This is a genomic window from Rhizobium sp. CB3171, from assembly GCF_029714265.1.
GTDB lineage: Bacteria > Pseudomonadota > Alphaproteobacteria > Rhizobiales > Rhizobiaceae > Rhizobium.
On the sequence record NZ_CP121652.1, the window covers coordinates 715,625 to 731,133 of the forward strand.

The window sequence follows — 15,509 nt, forward strand, 5'->3', positions numbered from 1 at the left end:
TTAATCCTGCCCTACCGGATTGCTTCATACAGGGTCTCCATATCGGCTTCCGATCCTGGAGATCACGCAGGATTCAAGATGTTACTGCGTGCCTAGCACGTCCGCTCGGACGCGCGGCGCAGTAGGAGGAGAGCTGCATGACGATGACGGAAAGCGATTTTCTGCAGGATGTTCCGCCCGGGCGGCTTCGCCCGCTCAACCAGACGGAGCTGAAAGCGACGCTCGCCGACCTCAAAGATATCGCCACATCGGAACCTGCCATCGCCGCTCTTCTCGGGAGTGACAGCCCGTTGCGCGACTTCATCTTCGCCGCGTTGACGCTCTCGCCCCATCTCCGCGAAATGGCCAATCTCGACCCGGCGCTCCTCGTCGCAGCCATCAGCAAGCCGTTGTCGCCGCAGATCGAGGCCCTGGTAGCCGAGGCTCGCCGCGCCTGGCTGCCGGCGCAAGATGGCGCACCGTCGCCTTCGGAATCCGAGGTCATGAGCCGCCTGCGCATCGCCAAACGCCGTGCCTCATTCCTGATCGCGCTTGCCGATCTCGCCCGCATTTTCGACGGAAGAGCGACGACGCGCTGGCTGACCGCCCTTGCCGAAGCCTCGATTTCGGCAGCGATCGATCATCTGCTCTTATCGTCGCACGAAGCCGGCAAGATCACGGTTCGCGATCCTTCCACGCCGAGCCGTGGCTCCGGCCTCATTGTGCTCGGCATGGGCAAGCTCGGCGCCGAGGAGCTGAATTATTCCTCCGATATAGACCTCGTTATTTTCTTCGACGAAATGGCGGGTATCGTTGCCAATCCCGACGATGCGATCGACATTTTCCCGCGGCTGATGCGCCGCCTGGTGCGTATCCTGCAGGAGCGCACTGCCGACGGCTACGTCTTTCGCACCGATCTCCGCCTGCGTCCCGATCCGGGGTCTACGCCGCTTGCCATCCCCGTCGATGCAGCAATGATCTACTACGAGGGCAGGGGACAGAACTGGGAGCGCGCCGCCTTCATCAAGGCGCGTGCCGTCGGCGGCGACATTGCCGCCGGCCAGGCCTTCATCCGCGACCTCGTGCCCTTCGTCTTCCGCAAATATCTCGATTACGCGGCGATATCGGACATCCACTCCATCAAGCGGCAGATCCATGCGCACAAGGGTCATGGGGCGATTGCGGTCAAGGGTCACAATGTCAAGCTTGGCCGCGGCGGCATCCGCGAGATCGAGTTCTTCGTGCAGACGCAGCAGTTGATCGCCGGCGGCCGCATGCCGGCACTGCGCTGCCGCGCCACCGAGGAAACATTGGGGGAATTGACCAAGGCGAAATGGATAGATGCGGAAACGCGCGACGAACTGACGGAAGCCTATTGGTTTCTGCGCGATGTCGAGCATCGCATCCAGATGGTGCGCGACGAGCAGACGCATCTGCTTCCCGAAACGGATGTCGAGTTGAAGCGTATCGCCTTCATGATGGGCTTTTCCGATCTGTCCGGTTTTTCCGAGGCGCTGGTTGCCACGCTGAAGACGGTGGAGCGGCGTTATGCCCGTCTATTCGAGCAGGAGACCAAGCTTTCGACCGAAACCGGCAACCTCGTGTTCACCGGTCAGGGCGACGATCCCGATACGCTGAAGACATTGCATCGCCTCGGCTTCGAGCGCTCCTCCGATATCTCCCATGTCATCCGGACATGGCACTATGGCCGCTATCGCGCCACGCAATCGGTCGAGGCGCGCGAGCGATTGACTGAATTGACGCCGGAATTGCTGCGCGTGTTCGGTGAGAGCAAGCGGGCAGATGAGGCGCTGCTGCGTTTCGACAGTTTCATCTCCGGCCTGCCGGCAGGCATCCAGCTTTTCTCGCTGCTCAGCACAAATCCGGCGCTGCTTTCGCTCATCGTCAATATCATGTCGTCGGCGCCGCGGCTTGCCGAAATCATCGCCGCCAAGCCGCATGTCTTCGATGGCATGTTGGATCCCGGCCTGATGGCGGAGCTGCCAACGCGCGACTATCTGGCCGAGCGGATCAAAAGCTTTCTGGCGCCTGCGGTACACTACGAGGAGGTGCTGGACCGGCTGCGCATCTTCGCCTCGGAACAGCGCTTCCTGATCGGCATCCGTCTCCTGACAGGCGCGATCGCTGGCGCCATGGCCGCCCGTGCCTTTACCTATCTTGCCGATCTGATCGTGGAAGCGGCATTGAACGCGGTGATGAAGGAAATCCAGGCGGCCTATGGCGATTATCCAGGCGGTCGCGTTGCCATCGTCGGCATGGGCAAGCTCGGCAGTTTCGAGCTCACCGCCGGTTCAGACATCGATATCATCCTGCTTTACGACTATGACGATGAAGCCGGCGAATCCACCGGGCCGAAGCCGCTCGATGCGACGCGCTATTTCACTCGCATCACCCAACGGCTGATGGCTGCGCTCTCCGCGCCGACGGCGGAGGGCGTGCTCTATGAAGTCGACATGCGCCTGCGTCCGTCCGGCAACAAGGGCCCGGTCGCAACGCGCATCAATTCCTTCGAGAAATATCAGCGCGGAGAGGCCTGGACCTGGGAGCATATGGCGCTCTCCCGTGCGCGCCTGATCTGCGGCGACGCGGATCTCGTGCTGAATGCGGAGCGGATCATCGGCGAGGTGCTTTCGGCAAGGCGCGATATTCCCAAGATCGCCAAGGATGTCGCCGAGATGCGGGGGCTGATCGAACAGGAAAAGCCGCCCGTGAGCATCTGGCACCTGAAGCTCATACCCGGCGGCCTGATCGATATCGAATTCATCGCGCAGTATCTTCGGCTGATCGCACCCGCCCGGGGCGTCGGGATCGACGCCAATGGCCTCAGCACCGGCGAGGCGCTAAAATTGCTCGGCGGCAGCCTGATGGACCGCAACGATCTCGACCTCTGCCTGGAGGCGTTGCATCTTTATACCGAATTGTCGCAGTTGATCCGGCTTTGTGTCGATGGCCCGTTCGATCCGGACAAGGCGCCTTCCGGCCTGATCGAGCTGGTTTGCCGCGCCGGCGATTGCCCTGACATCAAGACGCTGGAAGCGGAACTGAAGCGACTTTCGAAAGCGGTGCGGAAAGTCTTCCAGTCGGTAGTGAGAGCCTAAAGCATGTCGCGCAAAAGCGCGCAGCGATTTTGCGCTAACGACATGCGCAAAATCAAGGCTTAAAGTGCAAGGAGCGAATCCCAGAGATCGCGATACGCTTTAGCTCAGCCGTGATCGGGAATGCGAATGGCAATCAAGGTGCCGATGCCTTCGCGCGAGCGGATGCGCATGCGGCCGTGATGCAGTGTCGTCAACGACCGGGAAATGGCGAGGCCAAGGCCCGAGCCTCCCTTGCTCTTGGCATATTGGTTCTGCACTTGCTCGAACGGCTGGCCGATCTTGCTGAGCGCCGACTTCGGGATGCCGATGCCGGTGTCGGCGATCGTTAACATCACCGCGTCCCCGACCTTGCGCGTGCGCACCGCGATGCGGCCGCCGTCATTGGTGAACTTGACGGCATTGGAAAGGAGATTGAGCAGGATTTGCTTCATGGCGCGGCGATCCGCCGTCAGTTTGATACCGGAGGAAATGCGCTGTTCGACGAGGATGTTCTTGTAGGCGGCCGGAATGGAGGTGAAGCGCAGGCACTCCTCTATCAACGGCGCAAGATCGATCCGCTCGCAGGAGAGCTTGAGGTGGCCCGCCTCGATCTTCGACATGTCGAGAATGTCGTTGATGACGTTCAGCAGATGCTTGCCGCTGTCGTGGATATCCTTGGCATATTCATTGTATTTCGCCGAGCCCAGCGGACCGAACATCTGATCCTGCAGGATTTCGGAGAAGCCGAGAATGGCGTTGAGCGGCGTGCGCAGTTCGTGCGACATGTTGGCGAGGAATTCCGATTTGGCCTTATTGGCAGCTTCGGCGCGTTCCTTTTCTGCGAGGTAATTGGTGTTGGCGGTCGAAAGCTCCGCCTTTTGCCGCTCGAGGATCTGTCGCGAGGCGGAAAGATCGTTGATCGTCGCCATCAACCGGCGTTCGGAATCGCGCAGGCGTTCCTGGTTGCGCTTCAACTGGGTGATGTCGGTGCCGACGGAAACGAGGCCGCCGTCGCGGGTGCGGCGTTCGTTGATCTGCAGCCAGCGCTCGTCGGCAAGCTGCACTTCCGTCGTTTGCGAGTGGCTGGAGCGGCCGGGATCGACAATGCGCCGCTCGATGACCGGGCGGGCCGCGGCGGCGTTGACCACGGCGCGTTCGGTGCCCGGCACCAGCACATTGTCCGGCAGGCCGTAAGCTTGCTGGAAATGGGCGTTGCACATGACCAGGCGGTCATTCTTGTCCCAAAGCACGAAAGCTTCCGAAGTGCATTCGATCGCATCGGCCAGACGTTGGTCGGCCTCGGCATAGCGCTGAGCCAGCCGATGTTGTTCGGTGACGTCCATGGCGATGCCGATCATGTGGACATGACCGGAATTGGTACGGATGACCTGGGCGCGGGCACGCATCCAGACATAATGTCCTTTGGCATGACGAATGCGCAGGATCTGATCCACCTGGCCGGCGGTGCCGCGGGTGACCGATCGGGCCAGCACATGCAGGCTGTTATCATCGGGGTGCATCATCCGGGCCGCGTCGGTGAAGGAGAGCGGCCGGTCGGCGGCCGGCAGGCCGAGCATGTCGTACATCGACCGCGACCAGAAGAATTCGCGGCTGGCGAAATCGAAATCCCAGAGACCGCAGCGCCCGCGTGACAGTGCGGTCTCGACGCGCAGATTGGATTCGAGGAAGATCTCGTCGGCATCGCGCGCCCGTTTCACCTGGGTGTAATAGGCATAGAGGATGACGAGAAGGATGGAGGAAATGCCGGCAAAAAGCGTGACATTCAGCGTCAGCTCATCGCGCCAGAGCTTGTCGATCTGCTCCATCGAGGCGGCCGACAGGACGAAATCGCCCTTGTCTCCGATCAAGGAAATCGCCGCGTAGAAGGGCGCGCCGTCGATCATTGTCTCGATCACGCCGGCATGGTCGCCGAAACTTCGGATGGCTGACACTTCGGGGAAGAAATCGGAGATGGTCAAGCCGATATAGGCGGAGCCGGCGGCAGACGACCCGAAGACACGGCCGCTCGCCTGCACGAGAAGGACGAAGGCGCCGGTGTCGAGCCGGTCCTGCGGAAGGTAAGTCGCAAGTTTCTTTTCCGCGCCGCTTCGGTCGCCGATCTGGAACAGGCTGGCATCGTTGGAAAAGGCCGCGGAAGCGGCGGCGATGGAAAGCGATGTCGCCCGGCGCGCAGCCGCGGTCATCCGCCCATGCTCCATCATCATGCCGAAGAAATGCGAGGCGGCGACCACCATCAGAAAGGAGACGATGAGGACGGGAATTACCCGTTTCAGGATATGTTCGGCCTTCGGAAAACGGCGCGAAACCGTTTCCGCCCGTACGCCCGCTCGATCGGTAACACCGCTATGCCAGGATTTCAGACCGTCGAAATTAACACGCAGCCGCCCATCGGCCGCGGTTGCCCGCCGCACGTCCACCATCGCTCTAGCCTTGTCCCTCGTGTGATTCGCTGCGCCGCTCGCCCGAATCTGCCTTAATGAATCACTCGTGATTCGCCTTGTCCAGAGGGGAGGGTAAAACTTTCTTAACCATATGCGATTTCGAGGCTTTTTGCACTCGCAATGGTAAGGCGACGGCGCGCGGGACTCGTTCCGGCTGAAAAAAGCGGGCTCAAATCACCCGCTTTGATCTCGGACAAGCAAGTGAAATTCACTCCTTGAGGATGCGATCCACAATATCGCGAACATCCGTCGAAAGGTTGGCGGCGCGTTCGATTTGCATCAGAGCGGAGCGGGCGTGATCGGCACGAACGGGTTCCAGCAAGCGCCAGGAACGCATGGAGGTCAGAATGCGTGCCGCCAACTGCGGGTTGCGCTGGTCGATGTCGAGGATTTGCTCTGCGAGGAAGCGATAGCCGGCTCCATCCGCACGACCGAAGCCGGTCGGATTGGCAAAGGCGAAGGTGCCGACGAGCGCGCGCATGCGGTTGGGGTTGGTGCGCTTGAAAAGCGGCGTTTCCATCAGGCCCTGGATGCGCTCCAAGGTCGCCGCGCCCGGAATAGCCGCCTGGATGGCGAACCATTTGTCGATGACCAGCGCGTTTCCGGTGAAGCGATCATGGAAGGTCTCGAGCGCCGCCTTGGCCTCCGCCGTCTCCGGAAACCGGTGGGCGAGGATCGTCAGGGCGGCACTGAGATCGGTCATGTTGTTCGCCGCATCAAAGGCCGCTTTGGCGCGAGCCGGCGCATTGTCCGACTGCGACAGATAGGTGAGCGCGGCATTCCGCAATGCTCTGCGTCCGGCGCTTGCGGCATCCGGGCTGAAGGGTCCGGGTGTCTGCATGTTGTCATAGAGTGAAGCGAAGATCTCTTTTCCGGCTTCGGCGACCAGCGCGAGGATCGCCTGACGGCCGGCATGGATTGCGTCCGGATCGTTATTGCCGCCAAGTTCGCGGGCAATGTCGGCTTCGCTCGGCAAAGCCAGCGCCTGGGCGCGGAAGGCTGGCTCCAGGCTCTCGTCGCTTGCCGCCGCCAGAAGCGCATCGATGAATGCGGCGTCACAAGTGACAGGGATGCCCTGGCGCGCGTCGCGGGCGGCCTGCAGCAGGTTCGGCAGGCCAAGGTCGATCAGCGCCTGCCAGCGTGCGAAATGGTCGGTTTCATAATGAGCGATCAGCGCCAAGTCCTTGGCGCTCTGGCTGAATTGCAGATTGATCGGTGTCGAGAAGCTGCGGTTCAACGACAGCACCGGCCGCGAGGGAATGCCGTGGAAGACTGCCGTCTGCGCCCGCGTAGTCAGGTGCAGGACGTCGTCGGTCAGTTCCGCGCCGGTCACCGATGTCGGCGTTAACAACGTTCCATCCGCAGCGAAAAGCGCCGTGCGCAGCGGGATATGCATGGGTTCCTTGTTCGGCTGGCCGGGAGTGGCCGGCACCATCTGTTCAAGCGACAGCGCGAAGGTCTTGGCGCCGGCGTCATAGGTGCCGGAGGCGGTTACCAGCGGCGTGCCGGCCTGATGGTACCAGAGCGAGAACTGCGTCAGGTCGCGGCCGCTCGCATCTTCGAAACATTTGATGAAATCCTCGATCGTCACCGCCTGGCCGTCGTGACGGTCGAAATAGAGGTCCATGCCCTTCTTGAATAGATCGCGGCCGAGGAGGGTGGCGATCATGCGGGTGACTTCGCTGCCCTTCTCGTAGACTGTCGTCGTGTAGAAGTTGTTGATCTCACGATATTTGGTCGGGCGAACCGGATGGGCAAGCGGGCCGCTGTCCTCCGGAAACTGCTCCGATTTCAGATGACGGACTTCGGCGATGCGCTTGACCGGCCGCGAGCGCTGATCGGCGGAATATTCGTGATCGCGATAGACCGTCAGGCCTTCCTTGAGGCAGAGCTGGAACCAGTCGCGGCAGGTGATGCGATTGCCGGTCCAATTGTGGAAATATTCATGCGCGATGATCGCCTCGATATTGGCATAGTCGGCATCGGTGGCGATTTCCGGATCGGCCAGCACGTATTTGTCGTTGAAGACGTTGAGGCCCTTGTTCTCCATCGCCCCCATGTTGAAATCGGAGACGGCGACGATCATGAAAATGTCGAGATCGTATTCGCGACCGAACCGCTCCTCATCCCATTTCATCGAGCGCTTCAGCGCATCCATGGCATAGGCTGCGCGGGGCTCTTTGCCATGCTCGACATAGATCTTCAGCGCCACTTCACGGCCGGACATCGTGACGAACGTATCCTCGACTACGCCGAGATTGCCGGCGACAAGCGCGAAGAGATAGCTGGGCTTCGGATGCGGATCAAACCAGGCGGCGAAGTGCTTGCCTTCGCCATAACCGGCCCCGCCGAGAAAATTGCCGTTCGACAACAGCAGCGGATTGGCCGCTTTATCCGCGATGATGTTGACCGTATAGGGAGCAAGTACGTCGGGGCGATCCGGGAAATAGGTGATGCGGCGGAAGCCCTCGGCCTCGCATTGGGTGCAATAGATGCCGCCTGTGCGGTAAAGTCCCATCAACTGCGTGTTGGCTTCGGGGTTGATGACCGTCGTGATCGTCAGCTCGAAAGGCACGCTTTCCGGCAGGTCGCGGACGGTCAGGCTTTCCGCCGTCGCCTCGAATTGCCCGGCCGGAACTTCGATCTGGTCGAGCAGCAGTCCCGAAAGGGTGAGCTCGTCGCCGTCGAGCACTAACGGCGCCTTGGTGTCGGTGCCTTCGCGGCGATGAAAGATCAGCCGCGCTTCGACCTTGGTTTCGGTCGGGTGCAGATCGAAGGTGAGGTCCACGCGTTCCAGAACGAAGTCGGTGGGACGGTAATCTGCCAGATGGACGATCTGGCCGGTGTCTGTTCGCATGGTCTATCCTGATCAGGCTCATACTGCGGCGGGCGGCGTTGATCCGAAGCAGCGCTTCGGAGGCAAATCCGCGCGCATCATTACATCGAAATCTGAACCAAAGTTAAAGTCATATCACCGCGCCACTACGATTTGTGATGGCGAGGGAAGTATTTGATCAGGAAGGCCACATCTCATTTCAGATTGAAGGCCGCCTTGATCGCATCGTCGGCTTCCGTTTGCTGCACGACGACACCATACCATCCAAGTCCATCATAGTCTTCATAGCCGAGCGTCTTTGCGTAAGCGACGATGGCGCCGTTATTGTCGTAATAGCTGCCCCGCGCCATGCCCTCGGGATTGGCGAGCGCGAAATGCGAGAACATCAATTTCGGATCGCTGCAGGCGATGACGCGTTTCTTGCCGTCGAGCAGCATCACCACGGTCTTTTCGGCGACCTGTGGCGGTAGGCTGGCCTCCTTGTCGACAATCGCCTGTCCCTGGTTCTGCCAGTCGAAATAGACGCCCAGCGTGCCGATCTGTCGGCCATCTGTTCGTCCGCCTTCCCGAATGCCGGTAGCGTAGACGAGCACATTGCGCCGGTCGTGCAACTCGCTGGGTTTGACTTCGTCGACGATATAGTCGTCACCCGATTGGCAGGCGACGGCTGCCCTGAACCAGGGATCCGCGGCGAGATTGGCGCCCGCGAGCTTGCGCTGGTAGGCGGGATTGGCCGAGGCGATGACATGTCCCTTCATGTCGGTCACGACCAGATCGAGATAGACCGTATAGAAGCGGTTGATGACACCCAGACGTTCGGCGGCGAAGGCCAGGCGTTGCGGCTGCGGGTCCTGAAGCGCCTCCCACAGCGCAATGTCGGTCGCCCACCAGCGGACGTCGGCGGTGCGCTCGAAGAGATTGCGGACGATGAGCTGCACCAGCGTCTGGGCAAGATCGGTCAACCGAACGCCTTCCATCTCCCCGACCAGCGCTTCGGCCATGCCGCGGGTGACACCGATACGGCCGAGAACGTTATCTTCAAATTTACTCGCGATGTCGGTTGCGATCTGCGCCAGGCGCTGAACCTCGTTGGCGACCACCGCGAAGCCCTTGCCGGTTTCGCCGGCGCGGGCCGCCTCGATGAGCGCGTTGATCGCGAGAAGCTTGATCTGCTTGACGACATTGGTGTTGTCGCTGCTGAATCGCTCCAGATCCTTGCCGATGCCTTCGGTGACGACCCGCATCGAGCGCGGTGTTACCGCACGCTGCTCAGGACGCCGCTCCATCGATTGGGCTGCTGTCATCGAATGAAAACCTCGGAAATAGTAAAGGCTGAAGTAGGCGTTTGAAAATACATGCCGCCGCCGCAGGCATTATTGACCGCGGTGAAATTAAATTGAAGTGCTTATGGTTTTTAAAAGGTTAATGCGGCCGTCAGTTCGGAAACTATACCGTTTTTGGCCCAAAAAAGGTCCCGACGGGCAGCTTCAACGCGCTCAGTCGGCTGTAGACTGCATCCGGCGCCCCGTCGGTTCGCCGCCCCGGACGGGCAGGGGTATGGACTGGAAGTCCGTCTTTTCGATGCGTCCTTCGTTCGGCTTGCGCATGGCGATGCGCCACCCCGCATAGCCGGCATATAGCGCAAAGGCGAGGGCCAGGAACCAGAGAAGGCCGGATGGGCCGGCGAGTTGCATCATCGCGCCGCCGACCAGCGGTCCGGAGACCGTGCCCAGTCCGTAGAGCAGCATGATACCGCTGGAAATGGTGACATATTCATCCGGCGCCGCGCGGTCGTTGGCATGAGCGACATTGAGTGCGTAGATCGGATAGAGCACGGTGCCGATGAAGAAGCCGGCGACATAGAGCGTCAATTGCCCATGCGCGTTGAACAACGTCATGGTGACGCAGGCAAGGATGCCGATAACACCGCAGACGATCATTACGTAGCGGCGGTCCATCTGGTCTGATATGCGGCCGATCGGCATTTGCGACACGGCACCGCCGGCGAGCACGCAGGCGAGCAACGTCGCGCCCTCGGCCGTGTTCATGCCGACATTCTGGGTATAGACGCCGCCAAGGCTGCTCCAGGTGCCGGAGAGGGCGCCCGACAGCAGCGAGCCGACGAAGGCGATCGGCGACAGCCGGTAAAGTTTCGGCAGGTCGAACTTGGCCTGATGGATCGGCGTCGGCGATTTCGCGGTCGATAGCGCCGTCGGCAGCATCGCCAGCGCGAAGATGACGCCGCACAGGATGAAGAGGGAGGTATTGCTGGGATCGCCGAGCGGTACCAGATATTGTCCGCCGATCGAGCCGACCAGGCAGGTGATCATATAGACCGAGAAGATGGTCGCGCGGTTATCGTTGGTGACCCGCTCGTTCAACCAGCTTTCGATGATGAGATAGGCGCCGGCGATGCCGAAGCCGCTGATGCAGCGGAAGGCCAGCCAGGCGCGCCAATCGACCATCAATGCGCACAGCAGAATGCCGATGCTGAGCAGCGAGATCAAGGCGCCGAATACGCGCACATGTCCGACCCGCTGCACGAAACGCGGTGTGATGATGCAGGATATGGTGAAGCCGAAAGTGTAGCCGGTGGCGATCACCGAAATGGTGAAGGTCGACCAGCCTTCCGCCACGGAGCGGATCGGCACGACGAAGTTCATCAAGCCATAGCCGAACATCATCAACAGCGTTGACAACATCAGACTGGCGATCGAGACGAGGCTGGCCAGCATTGGAGCGGGATTCCGGTCGATTGGTTGAAGCAGATGCGCATCGCAAAAAACGCATCTTGCTCTATCCCAGCAATGATGCGCGATCAATCGCGACGGCATATGACGCGGGTGGTTGATCTGTGGCCCTCGTCTTGAATGGTCATTGAAAAAGATGATGGCGAAAGAATGGTTTTAAACTTAAATTATTTGTTTAACTTCTTGCGATATCAGTGTTTTCAGATAACTATAGCATGCTATCGGATATCTGGGGCTTCGATCTGTGACGGCAGGTTTAATCAAAAAATATGAGAACTATTCCTTCCGTTTTGTATTTTAGAAGGGCGCCATAAGGAGGCCCGATTGAGCTTTTCCGTCGAGCAACTTGCTTGCCATCCCGAATTCGTCCCCTCCCTGCGTTTCCTGGCGCAGGCTTTGCGGGATCGCTACGACAGCGGCCCGCGGATCGCACGCCTGTTGGCCTCGCATCAGCGCTGGCTTTTGACCCAGACGGCCTACGCTCTTCATCTCGAATATGATCCGGCCATACCCGGCTCTGGTCTGACCGTCGTCAAGCTTCGCGATGTCATCACGCAATACCGCGTCGCAAGCCGCAACACCGTGCTGAGCTATATCGAGGAACTGCTGACCTATCGCTTCCTCGTGCCCGCCCCTGGCGTTGTCCGGCGTCCGCGCCGTTACGCACCGGCCGAGGTTAGCCACACCGCAATGATCAGTTGGTATCTCGCCAATCTCGCCGCGCTTGACCTGCTGGACAATGAGAACCGCGCCGCGACGCTTGCCGCCCATCCGGTACTGGTCGACGTGGCGCAGCCGCGCATGGCGCGCCGCTGTCTAGAGACGACCGCCTGGCGCGAGCCGCCAGAGCGTGTCGGCTTGTTTCTCTGGACGGAAGCAGGGGGGCTGGTGATGGACCATCTCGTCTCTCGGGTGGACCTGGGTACGGAAGTAGACGGACGCGTCAATCTCGGCCGCATCGATACGCGGGCAATCGCTGCACAGTTCATGATGTCGCGCACCCATTTGCAGCGCCTTTTGCGCAAGGCTGCCGATGGCGGCAGTCTGGGCTGGTATGACGAACCGAAAAAGACGCGCCTTTGGATGTCTCGCGACTTCCTGGACGAATATTGCCGCTGGCAGGCAGTGAAACTGGCTGCCGTGGATGAAGCTTTTGCGTGGGCGCAATCGATGGCGGCGCAGGCGGTTTCTGAACAATGAACCGCAAAAAAAACGCCGGGCTAGGCCCGGCGCTGCTCTTCATGAAAATCTATTATGAAAATCCGAAAAAAGAGCGGGATCATCGACCTCGCTCTTTCCAAACCTATAGGGGGATGCTTGCAGCCACTGTACGTGCGGGGCTCAGCTCGCGCTGATCGGCCTTGCGCAGGCTGCGGGAGCGCTCGAATTCCTCTGCTGCGCGCACCGCGGAGCCGATATGTCCCACGGAATCGAGAAGAGTGAAAAAAGAACGCAAACCTAAAGACACGATGTCACCCCTGAAACAAAATCATACACGATGCTGTCGCGAATTTCGCGGAACTTCATACTCGCTTCGGAATATCAAGCATCTGCAAACTACAATGCGAAGCCTTGATTTGCCTCAGCTTTTCATTGGTTAGCACTCGCGGAAATCGGCGAATATAGCGGTCGGACGAGCAACCCGAGCGGAGATGCCGGTGCCGCGAGCAGTCATCTGCTCATTGGCGGCAATGCCGAGGCTGCGATGACCATTGGTGGCGCGCACGGGTACGATGACGCGGCGCAGGGTATCAAACCCGCTATGGATAGGACGGAAACGAGCAGTCATGGCCTTGGTTCCTTTCAAATTTCCTCCCAAGACACACCGGATATATTGCAGTGCAGCATTGATTCCGCAATGCACGCGACCGGAAGACTGCCATGCAAAGAATGCATAACAAGTTTCATCTTCCGTTAATATTGGTGAAAAATTAGTCCGAATCTCCGGCGTCGATCCGACTTTTGAAGGTCAAAAGATCGTTCCAAGCCAAGCGCTTATTGATTGGCGCAGTCAACAGTTCCTGGGGGTGGAGGCTGGCGATTGCCGGTATCGTCCGGCCGGCTATCGTCACTTCCCGCCATTGTCCGCGCAGGCCGTGAATAGTTTCGTTGCTTTCGAAGAAATGACGGGCGGTGAAATTGCCGAGCAGCAGCAGGGCTTTTGGCTCCGCGAGCGCGATCTGCCGCTCGATGAAGGGGCGGCATATCTCGACTTCCGGCGCCGACGGCGCACGGTTGCCTGGCGGCCGCCACGGAATGACATTGGTGAGCAGGATGCCGTCGCGCTGCAGACCGATGGCGCCCAGCATCTTGTCAAGCAATTGTCCGGTTCGTCCGGCAAAGGGCAGGCCTTCGCGGTCGTCGTCGGCGCTGGGCATCGGGCCGATCACCATGACCCGGCCTTCGGCACTGCCGCTGGCGAAGATGGTCGAGCGTGCGCTGTTTTTCAGATTGCAGCTATTGAACGCTTCCAGCGCGGTCTTGAGTTCGTTCAATGACCGGGCGCTTTCGGCGGCGAACCGGGCCTGTTCGACGGCCTGCTCGTCGGGGATGGCGGGTGCGCTTCGCGGCGACATCGGTGCAGCGACAGGCTGCGCGGCCTGGCGACGTTCCGGCTGCGCCGCGGGTCGTGTCGCAGGCGGTGGTGTCTCGGCACGCGGCTGGGCTGCTGGCCGGGTGCCTTGGCGAGCGGCCTTCATCGCCGCGAATTCGGCAAAGCGATCAACGGCCTCCTCTTCGAGCAGCCATTCGACGCCAGCATCCGCATGAAAATGCAGAAGGGCGGCAAGTTCAGCCGGAGTGAGGTCGTTGGCGGAGATCATGGACGAACTCTAACCAAAGCGGCGGAAGAACGAAAGGGGAGGGTGTTCTCTACCCTCACGCCGTCCACTGGCTGATGTCATCGCGCTCGCCGATCAAGGCAAGGCCGTGGGCGATCGACAGCAGCTCGCCGCCGGTTTCGATCCGTTCCTGACCGAAGCGTTCGGTAAAGATGCGGCGCACCGCGGGCACGAAAGAGGTGCCGCCGGTGAGGAACACCTTGTCGATGCTCCCCGGCAACGTGTTGGTGGTCGCCAGCACGTCATCCAATGCGCCTTCGATGCGGGCGAGATCGTCGGCGATCCAGCTTTCGAAATCGCTGCGGCGCACGGTCCTGCGGCCGGCCTTACCGAGCGGCGGGAAGTTGAATTCCGCTTCCTCTTCCGCCGAAAGCGCCATCTTCGTCGCCGACACGGCCTGATAGAGCGGATAGCCCTCATCGTGTTCGACGAGCTCGATAAAGGTTTCGAGCTTTTCCGGCTCCAGGCTGCTGCGCACCAGCGTCTTCAGATCGGCATATTCGCGCGAGGTCTTGAAGATCGATAGCTGGTTCCAGCGGCCGAAATTGGCATAGTAGGAGGTGGGCACTTCCAGCAGCTTGTCGAAGCTTTTGAACAGGCTGCCCTTGCCGATCGCCGGCGAAACGATGTTGTCGATCATCCGGAAGTCGAAGTGATCGCCGGCAATGCCGACGCCGGAATGGCCGATCGGGGTCGCCGTCAGCTTTCCGCCATGGGTCTCGAAGCGGATCAGCGAATAGTCGGTGGTGCCGCCACCGAAATCGGCCACCAGCACGGTCGCATCCGTTTTCAGATGCTGGGCGAAATAGAAAGCCGCGGCCACAGGTTCGTAGACGTAATGGATTTCAGGAAAGCCGAAGCGCGCCAGTGCCGCGTTATATCGGGCAGTGGCGAGGGATGCATCCGGGTTGGCGCCAGCAAAATGCACCGGCCGTCCTGTGACGATGCGGCCGACATCCGTCGGCCAAGCATCGCCGGCATAGGCGCGCAGCCGGCGCACGAAGATCTCCATCAGATCCTCGAAGGTGTGGCGCTTGGCAAAGACCAGCGTGCCCTGGAAAAGCGCACTGGCCGCAAAGGTTTTGATGGATTGCAGAAAGCGGCAATCGCCGGGATTGTCGATGAACTGCCGGATGGCGGCATGCCCGGCCTCGACCTTCAGCGCCGCAGCACCCAGTCCCGGATCCTTCATGAAGGACAGGGCCGTGCGCATGCTGTCGGCTGTACCGGCAACGCTTGTGAAGGCGACCGATTGTGTCGCCGGGCCATCGGCCAGCGCCAAAACTGTGTTCGTTGTGCCGAAGTCGAAACCAAGCGCCCGAGCCATGCCCGCACTCCCTTCTGCTGAAATTTTTTGGAATGGGGCGATGCCCCTTATGGAACGCGAGACGCGCCCTTGTCGTAAAGAGGGCGCGTCATGGCATGGCTGAACTGTAAGCGCAAGACGTGAGAGAGCATTTGTTTCGCAATGACCTTGTCCGAAAATCGCTTTGCAGTTTTCGCCGCGCGGTCTCGGGTTTTGGATCACGCCAAAGTAAAACGGG

General features: G+C 60.3%; 9 protein-coding genes. 2 read left to right on the top strand and 7 right to left on the bottom strand.

Features of this window, described 5'->3' with window-relative positions; genetic code table 11:
* Positions 1-137 precede the first annotated feature (137 nt).
* On the top strand, positions 138-3,098 hold the full coding sequence (locus QA648_RS03570) for a bifunctional [glutamine synthetase] adenylyltransferase/[glutamine synthetase]-adenylyl-L-tyrosine phosphorylase (protein WP_283049661.1): 2,961 nt from the start codon (positions 138-140) through the stop codon (positions 3,096-3,098).
* A 104-nt stretch (positions 3,099-3,202) separates the two neighbouring features.
* Here the strand turns inward: QA648_RS03570 and QA648_RS03575 are convergent, their stop codons facing one another.
* The 4 genes from QA648_RS03575 to QA648_RS03590 all read right to left on the bottom strand — a co-directional run bounded on the left by QA648_RS03575 (position 3,203) and on the right by QA648_RS03590 (position 11,110).
* Positions 3,203-5,518: a PAS domain-containing sensor histidine kinase gene (locus QA648_RS03575; protein WP_104822457.1), complete on the bottom strand. Its 2,316-nt coding sequence runs from the start codon at positions 5,516-5,518 to the stop codon at positions 3,203-3,205.
* Between the two features lie 229 nt (positions 5,519-5,747).
* The gene (gene pepN, locus QA648_RS03580) at positions 5,748-8,396 is read right to left on the bottom strand and encodes an aminopeptidase N (protein WP_283049665.1); all 2,649 of its coding nucleotides are present in this window, start codon (positions 8,394-8,396) and stop codon (positions 5,748-5,750) included.
* Positions 8,397-8,569: 173 nt separating this feature from the next.
* Positions 8,570-9,679: a methyl-accepting chemotaxis protein gene (locus QA648_RS03585; protein ID WP_283049667.1), complete on the bottom strand. Its 1,110-nt coding sequence runs from the start codon at positions 9,677-9,679 to the stop codon at positions 8,570-8,572.
* A gap of 192 nt (positions 9,680-9,871) precedes the next feature.
* Positions 9,872-11,110 carry an MFS transporter gene (locus QA648_RS03590; protein WP_104825032.1) on the bottom strand — a complete coding sequence of 413 codons (1,239 nt, stop codon included), beginning with the start codon at positions 11,108-11,110 and terminating at the stop codon, positions 9,872-9,874.
* A gap of 339 nt (positions 11,111-11,449) precedes the next feature.
* Between QA648_RS03590 and QA648_RS03595 the strand changes: the two genes are divergently transcribed.
* Positions 11,450-12,325 carry a hypothetical protein gene (locus QA648_RS03595; RefSeq protein WP_283049668.1) on the top strand — a complete coding sequence of 292 codons (876 nt, stop codon included), beginning with the start codon at positions 11,450-11,452 and terminating at the stop codon, positions 12,323-12,325.
* Between the two features lie 397 nt (positions 12,326-12,722).
* Here QA648_RS03595 and QA648_RS03600 read toward each other — a convergent pair whose 3' ends face one another.
* The 3 genes from QA648_RS03600 to QA648_RS03610 form a co-directional block, all read right to left on the bottom strand.
* Positions 12,723-12,914, bottom strand: coding sequence for a hypothetical protein (locus QA648_RS03600; protein WP_283049669.1), 192 nt, complete (start codon positions 12,912-12,914; stop codon positions 12,723-12,725).
* A 142-nt stretch (positions 12,915-13,056) separates the two neighbouring features.
* Positions 13,057-13,947 (bottom strand): uracil-DNA glycosylase, encoded by an 891-nt coding sequence (locus QA648_RS03605; protein WP_104822461.1) that lies wholly within the window; start codon positions 13,945-13,947, stop codon positions 13,057-13,059.
* Between the two features lie 55 nt (positions 13,948-14,002).
* The gene (locus QA648_RS03610) at positions 14,003-15,292 is read right to left on the bottom strand and encodes an Hsp70 family protein (protein ID WP_283049671.1); all 1,290 of its coding nucleotides are present in this window, start codon (positions 15,290-15,292) and stop codon (positions 14,003-14,005) included.
* Between the last annotated feature and the right edge of the window lie 217 nt (positions 15,293-15,509).

Bases quoted from the DNA above. Each gene is read 5' to 3' on its own strand.
- QA648_RS03570 (WP_283049661.1), top strand. From the start codon at position 138: ATGACGATGACGGAAAGCGATTTTCTGCAGGATGTTCCGCCCGGGCGG.
- QA648_RS03575 (WP_104822457.1), bottom strand. From the start codon at position 5,518: ATGGTGGACGTGCGGCGGGCAACCGCGGCCGATGGGCGGCTGCGTGTT.
- pepN (WP_283049665.1), bottom strand. From the start codon at position 8,396: ATGCGAACAGACACCGGCCAGATCGTCCATCTGGCAGATTACCGTCCC.
- QA648_RS03585 (WP_283049667.1), bottom strand. From the start codon at position 9,679: ATGACAGCAGCCCAATCGATGGAGCGGCGTCCTGAGCAGCGTGCGGTA.
- QA648_RS03590 (WP_104825032.1), bottom strand. From the start codon at position 11,110: ATGCTGGCCAGCCTCGTCTCGATCGCCAGTCTGATGTTGTCAACGCTG.
- QA648_RS03600 (WP_283049669.1), bottom strand. From the start codon at position 12,914: ATGACTGCTCGTTTCCGTCCTATCCATAGCGGGTTTGATACCCTGCGC.
- QA648_RS03605 (WP_104822461.1), bottom strand. From the start codon at position 13,947: ATGATCTCCGCCAACGACCTCACTCCGGCTGAACTTGCCGCCCTTCTG.
- QA648_RS03610 (WP_283049671.1), bottom strand. From the start codon at position 15,292: ATGGCTCGGGCGCTTGGTTTCGACTTCGGCACAACGAACACAGTTTTG.